The organism is Pontixanthobacter luteolus, from assembly GCF_947494915.1.
In the GTDB taxonomy this organism is placed as follows: Bacteria; Pseudomonadota; Alphaproteobacteria; order Sphingomonadales; family Sphingomonadaceae; genus Pontixanthobacter; species Pontixanthobacter luteolus.
The window spans coordinates 809,600-825,352 of record NZ_CANLWR010000002.1 but is presented as its reverse complement, the minus strand read 5'-3'; the positions used below and the strand labels follow the sequence as shown (position 1 = coordinate 825,352).

The window sequence follows — 15,753 nt, the reverse complement described above, 5'->3', positions numbered from 1 at the left end:
GCAATTTGTCTTTCGCGCCTCATGCGGCACGCTACCCCTTGAATGCAACCGCCATGGGGTCCAGATCGACAGCCAGTATCAATAATCAAGCAACACAGAATTGAGCCGCCTATGACCAAACCCGCTCCGCTGGACCGTTCCAACTTCCGCCACGCCTACCGGCAGGAAGAGGATGCCTGCGTGATCGAGCGGATGAAGCAGGCGGACCCTGCTTCGAAACTGCACCAGCAATCCGCCGATCTCGCGGTCCAGCTGATCGAGGGTGCGCGCCGCCGCAAGGCGAGCGGGATCGACGCGTTCTTGCACCAGTTCGGGCTCGACACCGAAGAGGGTATCGCGCTGATGTGCCTGGCAGAGGCGCTGCTGCGCGTGCCCGACAGTGCCACCGCCGACATGCTGATCCGTGACAAGATCGGCGACATCGACTGGGGCGAACATCTCGGTGAAAGCTCCTCCACCTTCGTCAACGCCGCGACATTCTCGCTGATGCTGACGGGCGAGGTTCTGGAACGGCCCGAAGACCACCAGAAGGGGATGCGCACTACCCTGAAACGTACCGTAGGCCGCTTGGGCGAGCCGGTGATCCGCAAAGCCACCTTGCAGGCGATGCGTATTCTGGGCGGGCAGTTCGTTTTCGGTCGGACGATCAAGGAAGCGCTGAAGCGTGCCGCACCCGAACGGCGCGAAGGGCTGACCCACAGTTTCGACATGCTGGGCGAAGCGGCCATGACCTATGCCGATGCGGAACGGTACCGCCTCGCATATGAGAACGCGATCGAGCGGCTGGCTGGCGAAACCGATGGCCGAATTTCCACTTCGCCGGGCATCTCCGTCAAGCTTTCAGCGCTTTATCCGAAATATTTTTACACCCATGCCGCCGAAGCCAAGGCCGCTCTGGTCCCGATCCTGAAAGACCTCGCGATCAAGGCGCGCGAGGCGAATATGCATTTCACAATCGACGCCGAAGAAGCCGAGCGGCTTGAGCTGTCGATGGACATTATCGAGACGCTGGCCGGCGACGACGACATTTTCCGCAAGGCCGGCGGCACCAGCTGGGGCGGGTTCGGCATGGCCGTGCAAGCCTATCAGAAACGCGCAGCACCGCTGTGCGACTGGATCGTGAAACTGGCCCGGCGCCACGACCGGCGCCTGATGGTTCGTCTCGTCAAAGGGGCGTATTGGGATACCGAGATCAAGGTGTCGCAGGTTGGCGGGTACAAGGATTACCCCGTTTTCACCCGCAAGGTTGCGACCGACGTTTCCTATCTCGCCTGCGCCGCAAAATTGCTTGAGGCAGGCGATGCAATCTATCCGGCCTTCGCAACCCACAACGCCTATACTGTTGGCGCGATCAAGGCGCTGGCCGGCAGCACCAGCCACGAAAGCGAATTCGAGTTCCAGCGCTTGCACGGCATGGGCGAAGATATCTACGGCGAACTGGCAAAGGCGGAAGGCAACAGGCGCACCCCGGTGCGCATCTATGCACCGGTCGGCAGTCACAAGGACCTGCTCGCCTACCTCGTTCGCCGCCTGCTTGAAAACGGTGCCAATTCGTCATTTGTGAACCGGATGGCCGATGCCGAGATACCGGCGGCTGAACTGGCGACCGATCCGGTTTCCGACATGGCTGCGCTCGATCCCAAGCGGAATCCGGCAATCCCGCTGCCGTGCGATATTTTCCCGGATCGGATCAACAGCGCCGGCGTCGACATAACCGACCCACTGGTTCGCGAACCCCTGATGGCACGGCTGAAACAGCTGGAATCGGTGCACTGGCATGCCCAGCCGACATTCTGTTCGGACGATCCCGATTTCCAGGCGGAGATCGCCCCGATCAACAAACCGCACGATCTGACCAGCGAGGTCGGCACGCGCCGGGACAGCCTGCCCGAAGAAATCGATGCAGCTATCGCGCAGGCCTCTGCCATCCAGCCGGGGTGGAATGCGCTGGGCGGTGAAAAACGTGCGGTCCTGCTGGAGGCGGCAGCTGATCTTTTCGAACAGCACACAGACGAATTCCTGTCGCTGTGCCAGCGCGAGGCGGGCAAATCGCTGATGGATGCGGTTCTCGAACTGCGTGAAGCAGTCGATTTCCTCCGCTATTACGCAGGCGAAGCGCGGGCGATGTTCTCCGAACCTTTCATCCTGCCCGGGCCAACCGGAGAGGAAAACCGCCTGAGCATGGCGGGGCGCGGTGTCTTCGCCACGATCAGTCCGTGGAATTTCCCGCTGGCAATCTTTATCGGCCCGGCGGCTGCCGCACTGGCTGCCGGCAACACTGTGGTCGCCAAGCCTGCCGAGCAGACCCCGCTTATCGCGGCGCTGGCTGTGAAGCTGTGCCACGAGGCAGGGATTCCTGATGCGGTGTTCCAATTGCTGCCGGGCGCGGGCGATGTCGGTGAACTGATCACATCCGACCCGCGGCTTGCTGGTGTCGCTTTTACCGGATCGACCGAAACCGCCAAGGCGATCAACCGCTCTCTCGCTGCACGAGAAGGCCCGATCGCGACATTCATCGCGGAAACCGGTGGGCAGAATGCGATGATCGTCGACAGTTCCGCTCTGCCCGAACAGGTTACCCGCGATGTGGTCGCCAGCGCGTTCCAGAGCGCAGGCCAGCGCTGCTCTGCCTTGCGGATGCTGTATTTGCAGGACGATATTTACGACGAGACACTGGAAATGATCATCGGCGCATTCGAGGCGCTGGAGATTGGCGATCCCGTGCGGCTTGCAACCGATGTCGGTCCGGTAATCGATCCTGATGCGAAGGCCGCGCTAGAACGCCACATCGCCCGGCGCAAAAAGGCCGGTCGCAAGGTTTGGCGGCGCAAACTGCCCAAGGGTACCGGCGCCGGATGCTTTGTCGCGCCGACGATTATCGAACTCGATTCGATCCTGGATCTGAAGCGCGAAAACTTCGGTCCGGTGCTTCACGTTGCGCGCTTCAAGGCAGAGCATCTGGGGGACGTGGTCGAAGAGATCAACACGACCGGTTATGGCCTGACGCTGGGCCTGCACAGCCGCATCGAAGACACGCGCCGGTTTGTCGAGGCGCGCGCGCGGGTCGGCAATTTCTACGTCAATCGGAACCAGATCGGCGCGGTGGTGGAAAGCCAGCCTTTCGGCGGCGAAGGCTTGTCGGGCACCGGACCGAAAGCAGGCGGACCGCATTATGTCGCACGGTTTGCGACAGAACGCGTTGTTTGCATCGACACGACTGCAGCCGGCGGCAATGCCAGTTTGCTGGCAAGCTAAAGGACTGTTTTCATGACACTGGAAAGGGTTTAGGAAGCGCGCATGTTGCGTTTCCTGACCCTGATCCTGTCGCTCGTCGCCGCCAGTTGGTCGCTCCCCGCCTCGGCTCAAGTGAAGATGAGCTTTCACAGCTTCAACGGCTCAGTCCTGTTCGGGCGCTATCCGCACACCTTCGTCGTTCTGGAGGGAACGCTGGAGCAAAGCGGACAAAAAATCAGCGAGAATTTCGGCTTCACTGCGAAGACCGTATCGACAGCGATCCTGTCCGGCCCGGTTGAACATGACATTCTGGTCGAGACACCGAAGTACATCAAGAAAACCAACCGCCACTTCACCGTCACGCTGAGCGACAGTGAATACCGCAAGGTCAAGGCAGAGCTGGCGAAATGGCGTGATGCGCCGGGCAAATATTACGATCTCGACACGCGCAATTGCATCCATTTCGTCGGTGCACTGGCGAAGATCGCCGGACTACGCGTCGAATTTCCCGACAAAATGCTGCGCCGCCCCAAGAAGTGGCTCAATTATATAACCGGGCTCAACCCCTCGCTTGGCGCCAAGCCGGTCGGCTGATGTTCGGTAGCGGGGAAAAAACCGCGCCATAGCTTGCCGCACGCGCCGCACTCGGGAATCACTCACTCATGGCGATTCTCAGCGATAAATGGATTCGGACGCAGGCCCAGGAAAAGGGCATGATTGAACCGTTCGTGGAAGCACAGCGGCGAGATGGCTGCATCTCGTACGGGCTCAGCTCCTACGGGTACGATGCGCGCGTCGCGCCCGAATTCAAGATATTCACCAATGTCGACAGCGCGATTGTCGATCCGAAGAACTTCGACGGGAAAAGCCTGGTCGACCGCGAGACTGATGTCTGCATCATCCCGCCCAATTCGTTCGCGCTTGCCCGCACCGTCGAATATTTCCGGGTGCCCGATGATGTGCTGGTCATTTGCCTTGGCAAGAGCACCTATGCCCGCTGCGGCATCATTGTGAACGTCACCCCGCTGGAGCCGGGCTGGGAAGGCCATGTGACGCTGGAGTTTTCGAACACCACCCCGCTGCCAGCTAAGATTTACGCCAATGAAGGTGCCTGTCAGTTCCTGTTCCTGAAGGGCAACGAGCCATGCGAGACCAGCTATGCTGACCGCGCCGGAAAATATATGGGCCAGCGCGGGGTCACCCTGCCGAAACTATAGGGCGTGATTTTCTCGCCCTATTCCGGAACCCGCAGTGACGCTGCGTCTTTGACTCTCTGAACCCGGGCGCGCATTCATGCGCCTGAAAAGGAGAGTTTGCATGAGCAAGGCTGATCGTGAATTTGATATCGTCGTCTACGGCGCAACCGGATATACCGGGCGGCTGGTCGCCGAGTATCTGGTGAATCATTACGGCGGGCGGGACGATGCCCCCAAATGGGCCATGGCAGGCCGAAACCAGTCAAAGCTGGAGGATGTTCGCGACCTGATCGGTGCGCCGAAAGACACCCCGCTGATCGTCGCCGACGCATCCGACCCCGATAGCCTGACAGACATGTGCAAACGCACGAAGGTGGTGCTGACCACCGTCGGCCCATACCAGCTTTACGGCAATGAACTGGTCGAAACCTGCGCCCGCGAAGGCACCGATTATGCCGATCTGTGCGGCGAGCCTGGCTGGATGCGCGAACAGATCGACAAGAACCACGAACTCGCCAAGGCGAGTGGCGCGCGGATCTGTTTCTCGTCCGGTTTCGATTCGATCCCGTTCGATCTCGGCGTGTTCATGCTGCAGAAGGAAGCAAAGGCAAAATTCGGCAAGCCCGCACCGCGCGTCAAAGGCCGGGTGCGCGCCATGGCCGGTACGTTCAGCGGCGGCACTGCGGCAAGTCTGACTGCGACGATGAAGTCGGTCGCCAAAAACCCCAAGCTTATTTCTGTGCTGCAAAGCCCGTTCGGCCTGACACCGGGGTTCGAAGGTCCAGATCAGCCGATGGGACTGATCCCGGAATATGACAAGAAGCTGGGCAAATGGGCCGCGCCATTCATCATGGCGACGATCAACACGAAGAATGTTCACCGCACCAATTTCCTGCTCGGCCACCCTTATGGGGAGGATTTCAAGTACGACGAGATGATGCTGACCAGCGCCGGTGAAATCGGTGAAAAGGCAGCGAAAGCGGCGACTGAAATGTTGAAGAATCCCTTCGGCGCAAAGCCGCCAAAGCCGGGCGAAGGCCCGACAAAGGAAGAGCGCGAAAACGGGTTCTACGATGTGCTGTTTGTCGGTGAAATGCCCGATGGCGAAACCATCGAATACGGCGTGAAAGGCAAATACGATCCCGGCTATGGCTCCACCAGCCGGATGCTGACCGAGACGGGCATTGCCCTGCTATCGTGCAGCGCGGAAGGCGGCATCGGAACACCGGGATCGTTCCTGGGCGAAGACCTGGTGAAACGTCTCGAAGACAATGCCGAAATCAGCTTCGCACTGGAAAGCTGATTTCGGCTGCGCGTGCGGGCCCGGCTAGAGGCTGGCCCGCACGCTCAGTTTGAAGTTCCTGCCGGTCAGCGGCACGAAATCCTTGGTGAAGCTGGCGTGCCGCCGTCCATCGGTGTCGAAGATATTGTCCGCCTGAAGCAGCACGGTAATCCGGTTCTGCTCGCCAAACGGGCGCCATGCGATGGACGCATTGACCAGCGCGAAACTGTCGGTTGCGGTTTCAAACGGGGCAAGCCGATCCTGCTTGTCATACCACTGCACTTCGCCGCGGATGTCGAATCGATCTGTCTGCGCTTCCAATGCTCCCAGCAGGCTCAGCGGCGGGATGCGCGGCAGCGGCGTACCGTCGGACAATTCAGCGCGGATGTAATCACCGCGCAGGTCCGCGATCAGCGAAAATGGCCCACTGTCGATAATCGGATAGCTCAATTCGCCTTCGACCCCGAAATAGCGGGCGTCGCTTTGCAGGTACTGAAACACTGGCAGATCATCTTCCTCTGCCCCGGTTGCGGATAGATAGATGTAATCATCGAACCAGTTCTGGAACACGGCGATATTGACGCTGGCTTGACCAATGCGTCCCCGCACAAATGCCTCGGCCCCCCAAGCCTTTTCCGTGCTCAGTTGCGTGTCGCCGATTTCGAAAGCTTGCGTCGCGATATGCGGCCCGTTGGAGAAAAGCTCCTCCGCCGATGGCGCACGTTCGGCGCGTGATCCGGTGATGCCAAAGCGCAGGCCATTTTCCGTTTCATAGGCCAGCGAGAGTGCGCCTGAAACTGCATCGAAATTCCGGTCAACTCCAACGATCTGCGACCGTACGTTTGTAGTTTCGTAGCGCCCGGCACCTTCCAGCTGGAACGGCCCCAGTCCCACTTCCTGCAAGGCGAAGACGGCAAACTGATCGGTGTCATTGTCGGGCACGTACGCTTCGGCGCCCTCTGCACGGAAATCGCGGAAATAATATTGCGCACCGATCGTGCCCTTCCAGGTGCCGCGGGTATTCTGCACAAGTTCGGCGCGCGCTTCCACGCCCGTAACATCGAACACCGTTCCTACTTCATCGCCTTCGAATTCAGTGTGGGTGTAATCGCTGAAACCGGCCCGCGTACGCAGTTCGGAAAACAGCCCGTCACCCATGTCGAGCGAGCCGCGCAAATCTGCCCGGTACTGGCGCATATCGATGGAGACGGGGACATCGCCCTCCTCCTCTTCAGCGGCACCGGCCTCGCCAGCACCTTCTTCTTCGCCGTGGTGATGACCGGCACCGGGCCGCCCAGGCACGCCGTAACTCGTGTCGTAAACCCCCAGCGCAATACCAAGGCTGCTATCGCCCTTGAAGAAAGCCGCACCGACATCTGCGCTCCAGGTTTCCGTCGCGCTGTTGGGCAAGGTGCCCTTCTGCAAAGCCGCCTCGCGAAGCTCCTCAGCCTCTTCAATTTCGCCCTCCGCCTCTTCAGCAGCTGCATCCTGAAGCAGGTCCGCGCGCAAGTCATCCGCAACCACGAAGCCCGGGATCGAGACATCATCGGTGTTCCGGTACGAACCGTTTACATGAAACACCACGCTGTCGCCCACTGGCACGTCGATCGAACCGCCTGCTTCATAAAGGTTCGCCGCCGTGTTTGCGGAAACCAGAGCGTCGATGTGGATCGGTTCGTTGACTCGGCGCTGCGGTATCCGTTTGTCGATAACATTGACTGCACCGCCAATCGCCTGGCTGCCGTACAGCATCACGGCTGGGCCGCGCAGCACCTCGATACGCTCTGCGGTTAGCGGGTCGATCGTGACGGCATGATCGGCCGATGTGTTGGACACGTCGATCGCGCCGATACCGTCGACCAGAACCTTCACCCGCTCACCGGAAAAGCCGCGCAAGACAGGTCTCGAAGCACCCGGTGAAAAGCTGGTGGCCGAAACGCCGGGCAGTTTTTCGAGGACGTCGCCAACCTGGCCGGCAAGGTTACGCTGCAATTCGACACCTTCGACAACCGATGTCCCGGCAAGAACGTCAAGCTGCGTGACACCGACTGCGCTGACCACGATTTCGCCGGCTGCGTTCAGCCGGCGGTCGTGAACATCGTCGTCCAGTTCTTCCTGCACAGCAGCAGTGTCCTGCGCCGTAGCCATCTGGGGAAAGAGGACTGCCGCAACAGGGATGAAGGCGGCGCCAGCGAGGAGCCGCGAAATATGGGAATGATACAACATATCGCGCTCCTAGCAGCGAGTTAGATCGGCGCAAGTGCTAAAACTGACGAATGTGGTTTTTCGTGCGACGAACCGCATGGCGCGTAGAATCTGCCGCCCAGGACGCCGTCCGGCCCGAACGGCGCAGCATATCTTCCTGCGATTTTAGAAATGGAGCGGGCGAGGCGATTCGAACGCCCGACCCCAACCTTGGCAAGGTTGTGCTCTACCCCTGAGCTACGCCCGCTCACTAGACGCATCCGGAAAAATCCGGCCCCCGGACTGGCGAAATTCGCTCTGTCCCGGTGGGGAAGCGGGCAGTTAGCAGCGGTTTGATGTGCCAGCAAGTGTAAAATTGCAGCGAAGCGAAGGAATTTTCGCTGCGCCTGTTTCACCCTTCAAATATCCGGTAGAAAGACCACCTATGGTTCATACCAAGGCATTGAAAAGGAAATTCGCGTGGCAAGCATGGGCTTGAATATCGAGGAGCAAAAAGCAGTCGAGCGGTTCAAGACCGAAGTGGTCGAACCCTCCATGACCAAGCTGGTGATCCTCGACTTCTGGGCCGAGTGGTGCGGCCCGTGCAAGGCGCTCGCGCCGATGCTCGAGAAGGTCGCTGCAGAATACGCCGACAAGGGCGTGATTCTGGTGAAGGTGAACGTGGACGAGGAGCAATTCATTGCCAGCCAGTTCCAGGTGCAGTCGATCCCCACCGTCTATGCGATGTTCCAGGGCCAGCCTGTCGCTGACCTGACGCAGGCACGCAGCGAAAGCCAGCTCAAGCAGGTGCTCGACCAATTGATCGAGAAACTGCCGCTCGACCCAGCGGGCGGTGCTGGCGGGCAGCCGCAGCAGGATGTCGGGCAATTCATCGAAATGGCCGAGCAGGTTCTGGCCGAAGGCGATGCAGAACGGGCTGGCGGCGTTTTCATGCAGGTTGTCCAGATGGCGCCCGACAACGCAGCCGCACATGGCGGGCTGATTCGCGCGCTGGTGGCCGGCGGACGCACCGAAGAAGCACAGAGCATCGCAGACGCGCTGGAGCCGGCACTGAAAGAAGACGCCGCAATTCAGCAGGCGCTTTCCGCGCTGGAGCTGGCCTCAACAAAGGTCGATGACGGCGAATTGCAGGCGCTGCGCGCTGCCGCATCCGAAAACCCCGCCGACATGGACAAGCAGTTCGCGTTTGCCGAAGGGGCATTTGCCGCTGGCGAACGGGACGAGGCAGCCGATACCCTGCTGACCATGGTCGAGGCCGACCGCGAATGGAACGAGGGTGCCGCACGGGCCAAACTGCTGCAGATATTCGAGGCAGTCGGTCTGGAGGACCCTTGGGTTGTCACGACCCGCCGCCGTCTTTCCAAAATCCTGTTCGGGTGAGCCTATGAGCAAGCGCCTCTCCATCTTCCCGCTGACAGGCGCAATCCTGTTTCCCGGCTTGCAAATGCCGCTGCACATTTTCGAGCCGCGCTACCGCGCTCTGGTGAGCGACGCGTTGGCGCGTGACCGGCGCATTGCGATGATCCAGCCCAAGGGCCCGGCCCATTGCGCACCGCTGTTCGATATCGGCTGTGTCGGGCGGATCGGCGATGTCGAGGCCATGGATGACGGGCGTTACAACATCGTTCTGGAAGGTGAGAGCCGGTTCCGGGTCGTTCGCGAGCTCGACGTCACCACCATGTTCCGTCAGGTCGAGGCTGAATTGATCGACGAACCGGAAGAAGAGTTCCTCAGCAGCATCGAACGTGCAAGCTTTGAACGCGAGGCGAAACGGTTTGCCGACGCGCAAGGATACAGTGTGGACTGGGAATCGGTAACCCGGCTCGATGATATTTCACTGATCGACGGCGTATCGCAGATCGCCCCGTTCGATCCGGCATCCAAACAGGCCCTGCTGGAGGCACCCGACCTCAGGTCCCGTTGTGAAACCCTGATTCAGCTGATGCAGTTCTATGGCCGCCGCGACGGCGATGACGAGATCATCACGCTGCAATAGGCTGTCTGGCCCGAGGGCCATGGCCTAGAACCCGAAGCTGCCCTTCAAGCCGTCAATCACATATTGCGCGGCAAGCGCTGCCAGCAAGACACCCAGCAAGCGGGTAATCACCGCCTCCACCCGGTCGCCGAGCAGGCGGATCAGCGGGCCGGCGGCGATCAGCGCAAGCATGGTCAACAGCAATACCGCGCCCAGCGCGCCCAGCACGACCAGCGTTTCCGCGTCTCCTTCCGCCTCGTTGGTCAGCAGCATGATCGCGGCAATCGCGCCGGGTCCGGCCAGCATGGGCATAGCCATCGGGAACACCGAAACGTCTTCCACCTCCGGCGTCGCGGCAACCTTGTCAGCCCGTTCCTCGCGCCGCTGGGTGCGTTTCTCAAACACCATCTCGAACGCGATCCAGAACAGCATGAAACCGCCTGCAATGCGGAAACTGTCCAGTTCGATATGCAGCGCGGCCAGCAATTGTTCGCCGAACAGCGCAAATATCAGCAGAATAATCGCCGCGATAACGCAGGCCCGGATCGCCATCGACCGCGCCTGTGCCGGGGTCGCGCCTTTTGTCAGCCCGGCATAGATCGGCGCACAGCCGGGCGGGTCGATAACCACGAACAGCGTGATGAAGGCAGAGATGAATAGCTCGGTCATATCTCTCGTTCGCTCTTTATTCGGAAGCCTGCTGCGGTGAAGCCCCGCCCAGTTCCTGCGTCAAGGCGACTTCCCAGCTTCCGCCGGAAAGGTAATCGGCAATCACCCGGCGCGATTTGCCCGGTTCATGTTCCCAGCGCCAGCGCAGAGTACCATCCTTGGCCAGTGTTGCCGCGCTTTGCACATCGAGAGCAGCGGCATAGGCCGGCGCTGAAGGCACGGCTTCACCGCGTTTCGGGCAGTCAGCAACAAAGCCTTCGACCGCGTCGAATGCGCTGACGACGATATCGTCTTCACCGGCCGGTTCCAGTACGGCGCGCGCCGGTGGCTGCGGATCGTCAAGCACGCCCGCATCATAGGTCCAACGGTACTCGCCGTCCTTCTGGCGTTCCCACACAGTGACGAAATTGCCGACCTTGTTCTCAGCATCGCGGAAGCGGCCCTGGCTCACGGCGAGCAACCCGTCGCAGCTCATCCACACAGCGCGGGGGTTCCACCGCACGGCAATTTCCGGGTCTGCCCGGCCAGCCAGCCAAGCTTGCGCAGCGGCGGGTCCGTCGGGCAGGTGAATCACTGCATCAGAGGCGGCGAATTCGCGGAAAGCAGTCCACTGCCCGTTTTCTTTTGCAGCGCGGGCAAAGGCGAGTTCAGCCGCGACCACCCTGCTGGGCTGGGCCGCACCCGGCGCACCGGCGACAGCGCGCTGGAAATGATCGCGCGCCATAGGGCGCGGACCGGACGGGGCGCACGCAGACAGCGTGACTGCGGCCGCTGTGACTGTGAGGATTTGCAGGTTCCTGAGCATGGATGGCCCATAGCCATTCAGCGCCAGCTTGTCGAAGGAATGAATGAGCCTGCCGCCCAAGGGTCAAAGCCCCTCCGGCGGCTCCATTCCTTCATTGCGATGCGCGGCAACCAGCGTGTTGCGCAGCAGCACGGCAATGGTCATCGGTCCGACACCGCCGGGCACAGGTGTGATTGCCCCGGCAACTTCACTGGCCTCGCCAAAATCGACATCGCCGACCAGCCTGCCCTTGTCGCTGCCGGGTTCCGGCGGCAGGCGGTTGATACCCACATCGATTACCGTGGCACCGTCTTTCAGCCAATCCTTCTTGACCATTTCGGGCCGGCCGACTGCGGCAACAACGATGTCGGCGCGGCGAACCACAGCTGGCAAATCCTTGGTCCGGCTGTGCGCAATCGTAACGGTCGCATTCGCATCCAGCAGCAATTGCGCCATCGGCTTGCCCACGATGTTCGAGCGACCGATAACGACAGCCTCAAGGCCGGAAAGATCGCCCAAGCGGTCGGTCAGCAGCATGATGCAGCCAAGCGGTGTGCACGGCACAAAGCCGGTTTGGCCGACGGACAAGCGGCCTGCATTGATCACGTGAAACCCGTCGACATCCTTGTCCGGGCTGATAGCCGAGATGATCGCCTGTTCATCGAGATGTGCAGGCAGGGGCAGCTGGACCAGTATTCCATCGACTGCCGGATCGTTGTTGAGCTGTTCGACCAGCGCCAACAAATCAGCCTCGGTCGTATCCGCGGGCAGGCGGTGTTCGAAACTTTCCATGTTGGCGGCCAACGTCGCCTTGCCCTTGGAGCGGACATAGACGTTGCTGGCCGGATCTTCGCCGACCAGCACCACGGCCAGTCCCGCCTTACGTCCTGCCTGCGATTCGAAATCGGCAGCGATCGCGCCAACGCGTTCGCGCAGATTGGCAGCAAACGCCTTCCCGTCGATCCGTGTCGCGGTCATGAATAGGCAACGTTCGAAAGCACGATCATCAGCGCGTTGAGCAGCAGGATCAGCACCAGCGGGGAGAAATCGATCGTACCGGTTTGCGGCAGGATCCGCCGTATCGGCGACAGAACCGGTTCCAGCAGAGAATTGATCGAATTGTAAATCTGCACCACGAACTGGTTGCTGTGATTGATCACGTTGAACGCGAACAGCAGGCCGATGACGAACTGGACGATGACGAGCATCACCAGCACGTTGATCAGCATTCCAAGGATTTGCATGAAGGCGATCATATTGGGTCTTTCAAGCGAGAGGCGGTTGCAGATGCCTTACGCGATCCGAAGGGGGTGTATCAACACCCTAAGACGCGGCTTTCGACGAGCATCTAACCTGCGCTGATCAGCGTACCCGCACCGCGGCTGGTGAAGAATTCCAGCAGCATTGCGTGGGGCACGCGGCCATCCAGCACGACCGCCGCATCGCACCCGGACTCCACCGCCTGAACGCAGGTTTCCAGTTTGGGAATCATCCCGCCGCTGATTGTCCCGTCTTCGCGAAGGCGGGCGATATCGGCAGGTTTGAGATCGGTCAGCAGACGCTTCTCCTTGTCCAGAACCCCGGCAACATCGGTCAGCAGGAACAGGCGCGCTGCGCCAAGTGCCGCCGCGATTGCGCCAGCCATGGTATCCGCGTTGATATTGTAGGTGTGTCCATCTTCGTCTGCGCCGATGGGGGCAATGATCGGAATCATCCCCGCCGCCACCGCCGTGTCGATGATCGTCGTGTCGACTTCAGAAGGTTCACCGACGAAACCGAGGTCGATGACCCGCTCGATATTGCTTTCCGGGTCGCGTGCGGTCCGTTGCACCTTGCGGGCAGTTACGAGGCCGCCATCCTTGCCGGAAATGCCGATCGCCTTGCCGCCGGCCTTGGCGATCCAGCCGACCAGTTCTTTATTGATCGCGCCAGACAGAACCATTTCAGCAATCTCTGCAGTGGCCTTGTCGGTCACCCGCAGCCCGTCGATAAATTCGCTTTCGACGCCCAGCTTCTTTAGCATGGCCCCGATCTGCGGCCCGCCGCCATGCACGACCACAGGGTTGATCCCGACCGCTTTAAGCAACACGATATCATCGGCAAATTCCCGCGCGGCCTTGGGATCGCCCATCGCATGGCCGCCATATTTGACCACGAAAGTACGCCCGGCATAGCGCTGGAAATAGGGTAGCGCCTCGATCAGCGTTTCCGCCTTGCTCAGGGTAATGGTGTTCTCGCTCGCGCTCATCGCACAATCCTTGCCGCAGGCCGCCACCGGCCGTTCCCCGCTGCGCTTAGCGGTTGACCGGCCCAAGGGAAAGAACCTGCCGCGCGGCCAGGCCCACGTATTTCTGCTTAGGCATTAAGCCTGAATTGGCTGCCCCGCCTGTGAAGCGCACACAATGGCCATGCTTCGGATCCTGTTCTTCGCGCTATTGATGGCGGCCCCGGCCGCGGCAAATTGCCAGATCAAGGGCGGCGATGCGGTGGAGGCGACGTTTGAGAAATGCGGCAGTGCGAAGCGCGTAACCTGCATCGTCGATGGCGATACGTTCTGGCATGACGGAACGAAGGTTCGGATCGCGGATGTGAACACGCCGGAAACTTCCCTCCCGTCGTGCCCCCGCGAACGGGAGCTGGGGAACCGGGCAACGGCAAGGATGCAGACGCTCCTGAACGAAGGGCCGTTCCAGCTGGTCCGCGCGGGCCGCGATGAAGATCGCTATGGCCGCAAGCTGCGCGTTGCCATGCGCGGCGGGAAGTCGCTGGGCGGTATTCTGGTCAACGAAGGGCTGGCAGAAAGCTGGACCGGGCGCCGCAAGAACTGGTTTTGATCACCGCCCGTTTGCCCTTCCAGCCTGACGAACAATCTGGAACAAGGCCGCATGGCCAAGCCCCTCCGATTTGATTCAGGCCGCAAAAGGCACAGACGCAGGCAGACGCGTGCACGGTTTTGGCGGCGGATACCGGCATGGCTGGTCATCGCGATCGCTGCCGGGGCAATTGGCTGGTTTGTGCGCCAGCCGGGTAACGGTGAAATTTGGGTCCAGCAGAATACCGCGTTCACGCTGTGCGAAAACCGCTCGTCATCTGCCTGCGTGATCGACGGCGACACCATCATGATCGGCAAGCGCAAAATCCGGATGAGCGGGTACAACGCACCCGAACTTGCCGGAGAATGCAGCGCGGAAAAAACACTGGCTCTCAAATCTCGCGCGGCGCTTTTACAGTGGCTTAACGCCGGTCCGTTCCTGATGGGTGGCGGCGATGAGCCGCCGTATGACAAATACGGCCGGGAATTGCGGGAATTCCGGCGCGGCAATGATTGGCTTGCCGATTGGATGATCCGCCGGGACCTTGCCCAGCAAAGCGGCTGGGGCTTCGCGCGCGGCGGTTGGTGCAGTTAACCGGTCAGATCGGCGGCCATTTCAGCGTAGTTCGCGTGCCCGGTCACCGGCGTAACCAGCCTTGCCCACTCGGCATCCAGTTGTTCTGAAATTATTTGCGGGAGCGCCCGGCGCTCTGCATCCTCCGCCCGGACCTTGGCGGAATCGCTGTTCGCCGGCAGGCCCGCTTTTTCCTCGCTCATTTCGCGCATCATCGGATCCGCAAACGGTCCGGCATTGGCAACCATAAACTCGCGCGATGTCCGGGCCTCGACCAGGTCCACCGCTGCCTCGTCTGCATCAATGCTGCAATGTTCAGCCAGCCTGCCGATCGCCCCGCGCTTGTCTGCGATCACGCTGCGGTAGTCCATGATTAGCGTGTCTTCCTCATCCCGCCGCGGCCACCAGCTGAGCAGATGTCTGAAGTAATTCAACCCGCTCGGCCCGCCCATCAGCCATACCGGCATGAATTCCTCCAGCTCAATCGTGCCAGGCTCGAAAAACCACCCGCTGAAGAAATGGTACATCGACACGAAAGCCTCCTTTGGATCGCGCAGCGTCACGACATAGCGCGCGCCCTCCGGAAGACTTTCATAGTCGAGGTGACTCTTGAAACCGCGCGGCTCCGCAACCTGTTCTGCGTTGACATCGATGCCAAGCGCCGGTGCCGTTTCGATCCATGGCACGACGCGGCTGATATCGTCGAAATCCATATCCCCGCCAAGTTTTGCCGTTCGCAGCTGATGGAACATTTGCTGCATCATCGTGGTGCCGCATTTGCCGTACGGCGTGATGATCACGTCGCTGGGGCGAACAGCGAGCGGTACAGATGAGGCGAGCAATTGCTCGCTGGGTGCGAGATTACCCATGACCTGCGCCAGTTCCTCGATCGAATGCGCCCGGCGCGGTGTGCCTGTGTCCATTGCCCGTATCTCCCTCAGCAGGAAGGTGACGCAAGCCGGGCAGCGGCGCAAGCGGTCAAACTGTTTGCCTTCTGCCGGGGCGCCTGCAACACCATGCCC

15 protein-coding genes and 1 tRNA gene are annotated in these 15,753 nt (G+C 60.7%); 8 read left to right on the top strand and 8 right to left on the bottom strand.

The window, feature by feature from the left end:
• The first annotated feature begins 111 nt into the window (after positions 1 to 111).
• From putA to PO778_RS12835, 4 genes are all read left to right on the top strand, one after another.
• Positions 112 to 3,255 carry a bifunctional proline dehydrogenase/L-glutamate gamma-semialdehyde dehydrogenase PutA gene (gene putA, locus PO778_RS12850; RefSeq protein WP_271439932.1) on the top strand — a complete coding sequence of 1,048 codons (3,144 nt, stop codon included), beginning with the start codon at positions 112 to 114 and terminating at the stop codon, positions 3,253 to 3,255.
• Between the two features lie 42 nt (positions 3,256 to 3,297).
• Complete coding sequence (locus tag PO778_RS12845; RefSeq protein WP_271439931.1) at positions 3,298 to 3,828, top strand: hypothetical protein; 531 nt, start codon at positions 3,298 to 3,300, stop codon at positions 3,826 to 3,828.
• A gap of 68 nt (positions 3,829 to 3,896) precedes the next feature.
• Entirely contained in the window at positions 3,897 to 4,451 is a 555-nt protein-coding gene (gene dcd, locus PO778_RS12840; protein ID WP_160730875.1) for a dCTP deaminase, read from the top strand.
• Positions 4,452 to 4,551: 100 nt separating this feature from the next.
• A complete protein-coding gene (locus PO778_RS12835; RefSeq protein WP_160730876.1) occupies positions 4,552 to 5,733 on the top strand; it encodes a saccharopine dehydrogenase family protein in 1,182 nt (393 codons plus the stop codon).
• A gap of 24 nt (positions 5,734 to 5,757) precedes the next feature.
• Here PO778_RS12835 and PO778_RS12830 read toward each other — a convergent pair whose 3' ends face one another.
• Together PO778_RS12830 and PO778_RS12825 are read right to left on the bottom strand one after the other, a co-directional pair.
• Entirely contained in the window at positions 5,758 to 7,860 is a 2,103-nt protein-coding gene (locus PO778_RS12830) for a TonB-dependent receptor (protein ID WP_271439930.1), read from the bottom strand.
• Positions 7,861 to 8,089: 229 nt separating this feature from the next.
• Positions 8,090 to 8,164 (bottom strand) — tRNA-Gly (locus PO778_RS12825).
• A 221-nt stretch (positions 8,165 to 8,385) separates the two neighbouring features.
• Between PO778_RS12825 and PO778_RS12820 the strand changes: the two genes are divergently transcribed.
• A complete protein-coding gene (locus tag PO778_RS12820; RefSeq protein WP_160731665.1) occupies positions 8,386 to 9,297 on the top strand; it encodes a tetratricopeptide repeat protein in 912 nt (303 codons plus the stop codon).
• Between the two features lie 4 nt (positions 9,298 to 9,301).
• Complete coding sequence (locus PO778_RS12815; protein ID WP_271439929.1) at positions 9,302 to 9,913, top strand: LON peptidase substrate-binding domain-containing protein; 612 nt, start codon at positions 9,302 to 9,304, stop codon at positions 9,911 to 9,913.
• A 24-nt stretch (positions 9,914 to 9,937) separates the two neighbouring features.
• Here the strand turns inward: PO778_RS12815 and PO778_RS12810 are convergent, their stop codons facing one another.
• The 5 genes from PO778_RS12810 to argB all read right to left on the bottom strand — a co-directional run bounded on the left by PO778_RS12810 (position 9,938) and on the right by argB (position 13,593).
• Entirely contained in the window at positions 9,938 to 10,561 is a 624-nt protein-coding gene (locus tag PO778_RS12810; RefSeq protein ID WP_160730879.1) for a MarC family protein, read from the bottom strand.
• Positions 10,562 to 10,577: 16 nt separating this feature from the next.
• A complete protein-coding gene (locus PO778_RS12805) occupies positions 10,578 to 11,426 on the bottom strand; it encodes a Cif family virulence factor (protein ID WP_271439928.1) in 849 nt (282 codons plus the stop codon).
• A gap of 3 nt (positions 11,427 to 11,429) precedes the next feature.
• Positions 11,430 to 12,323, bottom strand: a complete 894-nt coding sequence (gene folD, locus PO778_RS12800) for a bifunctional methylenetetrahydrofolate dehydrogenase/methenyltetrahydrofolate cyclohydrolase FolD (protein WP_160730880.1) — start codon at positions 12,321 to 12,323, stop codon at positions 11,430 to 11,432.
• On the bottom strand, positions 12,320 to 12,589 hold the full coding sequence (locus tag PO778_RS12795) for a YggT family protein (protein ID WP_235903711.1): 270 nt from the start codon (positions 12,587 to 12,589) through the stop codon (positions 12,320 to 12,322). The genes folD and PO778_RS12795 overlap by 4 nt, the downstream gene beginning before the upstream one ends.
• A gap of 104 nt (positions 12,590 to 12,693) precedes the next feature.
• Complete coding sequence (argB, locus tag PO778_RS12790) at positions 12,694 to 13,593, bottom strand: acetylglutamate kinase (RefSeq protein ID WP_271439927.1); 900 nt, start codon at positions 13,591 to 13,593, stop codon at positions 12,694 to 12,696.
• Between the two features lie 154 nt (positions 13,594 to 13,747).
• On the opposite strand from argB, the gene PO778_RS12785 reads away from it, so the two are divergent.
• Both PO778_RS12785 and PO778_RS12780 read left to right on the top strand, forming a co-directional pair.
• On the top strand, positions 13,748 to 14,179 hold the full coding sequence (locus PO778_RS12785; RefSeq protein WP_271439926.1) for a thermonuclease family protein: 432 nt from the start codon (positions 13,748 to 13,750) through the stop codon (positions 14,177 to 14,179).
• A gap of 51 nt (positions 14,180 to 14,230) precedes the next feature.
• Positions 14,231 to 14,752 carry a thermonuclease family protein gene (locus tag PO778_RS12780; protein WP_271439925.1) on the top strand — a complete coding sequence of 174 codons (522 nt, stop codon included), beginning with the start codon at positions 14,231 to 14,233 and terminating at the stop codon, positions 14,750 to 14,752.
• Here PO778_RS12780 and PO778_RS12775 read toward each other — a convergent pair.
• Positions 14,749 to 15,654: a sulfotransferase domain-containing protein gene (locus PO778_RS12775; protein WP_271439924.1), complete on the bottom strand. Its 906-nt coding sequence runs from the start codon at positions 15,652 to 15,654 to the stop codon at positions 14,749 to 14,751. The two genes, PO778_RS12780 and PO778_RS12775, sit on opposite strands and share 4 nt — an antisense overlap.
• Positions 15,655 to 15,753: the final 99 nt, after the last annotated feature.